The organism is Streptodolium elevatio (assembly GCF_053592165.1).
Window position 1 is genome coordinate 1 of the sequence record NZ_JBSFVE010000072.1, and the last position, 2231, is coordinate 2231.

Genomic DNA, 2231 nt, shown 5'->3' on the forward strand with positions numbered 1-2231 from the left:
CGCCCACGTAACAAAGACAGTTCCCCCGGCGTCATACCAACAGCAAACCGCCGGAAACAACCCTTGCCAAGGCCACATAACAAAGCACTACTAGTGCTGTGGCCGGGGAGGTTTGCCGGTTCTCGTCGTTCAGTGCGGTGCATCGCAAGGCGCGGGCCCGAAGCTCGTACTCGGTCGTACTCGCGAGGGTCCGTAACGCCGCGAGGCGCCGTGCTGGGCGGCGAGAACCGGTGAACCTCCCCGGCCACAGCACTAGGCGCCCGTCGGTGTCCTGGAGCAGGTACGCCAGTTCGGCCCGGATTCGCGCCGACGTGCTCGTACCAACATCCGACTCTTGACCGCCCTTGCCGGTCTCCCTACAGTCTCTTTCTACAAGTCGGAAGATTAATTCCGCATTACGGAAAACAAGTGAATCGCCGGTGCGGTGAACCACCCGCCGGCAACGCGCCGCCGAGACACCGCCCCCGGTCCGGCCGCGCAGCGCTTCCCGGAACAACGCAAGGGCCATAGGCACAGCCACCCGACGGCCGCCCACGTGCAGGGGGCGGCCTCCGCCGCGGAGGGCACATCGCATGGGCTGGAAACTCCCCACCAGGAGCAAGGAAGCACCACAGGGCGACGGAACAGGCGGCAAGGAAGCCCCTGTTCACCCTGTCCCCGTACACCCCGTCGACGAAGTCCTGCCGCCCGGCAGGCTGCTCGCGGGGGCACTGCAACACGTGGCCACCATGTACGCGGGCGTCGCAGCCCCGCCGCTCATCATCGGCGGCGCGCTCAGCCTGACCGCCGCCGAGATGACCACGCTGCTCGGTGCCAGCCTGCTGGTCGCGGGACTGGCGACGCTGCTCCAGACGATCGGCTTCATGGGCGTCGGTTCGCGCCTGCCCTTCGTCAACGGCGTCACCTTCGCGGTCGTGTCGCCGATCCTGGCCGTGGTCGCGTCCAAGGGCGACGCCACACTGCCGGTCGTCTTCGGATCGACGATCATCGCGGGGGTCTTCTGCTTCGTCCTGGCACCGGTTTTCTGCCGGCTCGTCAGGTTCTTCCCGCCCGTCGTCAGCGGCACGGTCATCACCCTGATCGGCGTCTCGCTGCTGCCCGTTGCGGCCAACTGGGCGCGGGGCGGAGATTCGCACGCGCCCGGCTACGGCTCCGGCGAGAACCTCGCGCTCGCGGGCATCACGCTCGCGTCCATCTTGGTGCTGCACCAGCTCCTCACCGGGTTTCTCCAGCGCATCGCGATCCTGCTCGGGCTCCTCGTCGGTACGCTCGCGGCCATCCCGTTCGGCAAGGTCGACGGCGACGCCCTCGCCGACCTCCCGCTGTTCGAGGTGCCGCAGCCGTTCGCCTTCGGGGCGCCGGAGTTCGACGCCGCGGTCATCGTGTCGATGCTCGTCGTCATGATCGTGTGCATGACCGAGTCCACCGCCGACATCATCGCGCTCGGCGAGGTCGTCGAGAAGCCGGCGGACGACCGGACCATCGCGGGCGGCCTGCGGGCCGACGGCCTCGCCACCGCGTTCGCCGGGGTCTTCAACGGGTTCGCGTGCACGGCCTTCGCACAGAACATCGGCCTCGTGGCGCTCACCCGGATCCGCAGCCGCTTCGTCGTCGCGGCCTGCGGCGGATTCCTGGTGCTGATGGGCCTCATGCCGGTGGTCGGCGGGCTGGTCGCGCTCGTGCCGCAGCCGGTGCTCGGTGGCGCGGGCGTCGTGCTGTTCGGATCGGTGGCGGTCGCCGGGATCCGTACGCTCGCCAAGGCCGACCTCGCCGACGGGCCGAACGCGCTGATCGTCGCGGTGAGCCTGGCGTTCGGCGTTTTCCCCATCGCCTACCCGGAGTTCTACGCGGCGTTCCCCGACAAGGTCGCCATGATCGCCGAGTCCGGGATCTCCGCGGGGTGCATCGTGGCGGTCGTGCTGAACCTCGCCTTCCACCACGTAGGCCGGTCGGCTCGAAGTGCCGCAGACGCCCCGCCCGAAGCACCGCTCACCGCCGTCGAACCGGGGCCGTCCGTCGGAAGCCCCGCGGCCGTCTGACGCGGCGTCCGACGGCCCCACAGAGGCCCGCAGCACGCCAGAACAGCGTGACGCAGGACGGCAGAGCAGCAGAAGAACAGACGTGGCCGGTCTGTCCCGTATGCACGTGCATACGGGACAGACCCGCCCCCTCGGGCGTGCGGGGAAAACGGGAGGACCCCCACGCCCCCCCCCACCCCAGCAAGGGAGAGA

At 69.3% G+C, this 2231-nt stretch carries 1 protein-coding gene; it reads left to right on the plus strand.

The annotated features are described in order from the left end of the window. Window positions 1-572: 572 nt before the first annotated feature. Entirely contained in the window at window positions 573-2039 is a 1467-nt protein-coding gene (locus tag ACWD12_RS40960; protein ID WP_450103946.1) for a nucleobase:cation symporter-2 family protein, read from the plus strand. Window positions 2040-2231: the final 192 nt, after the last annotated feature.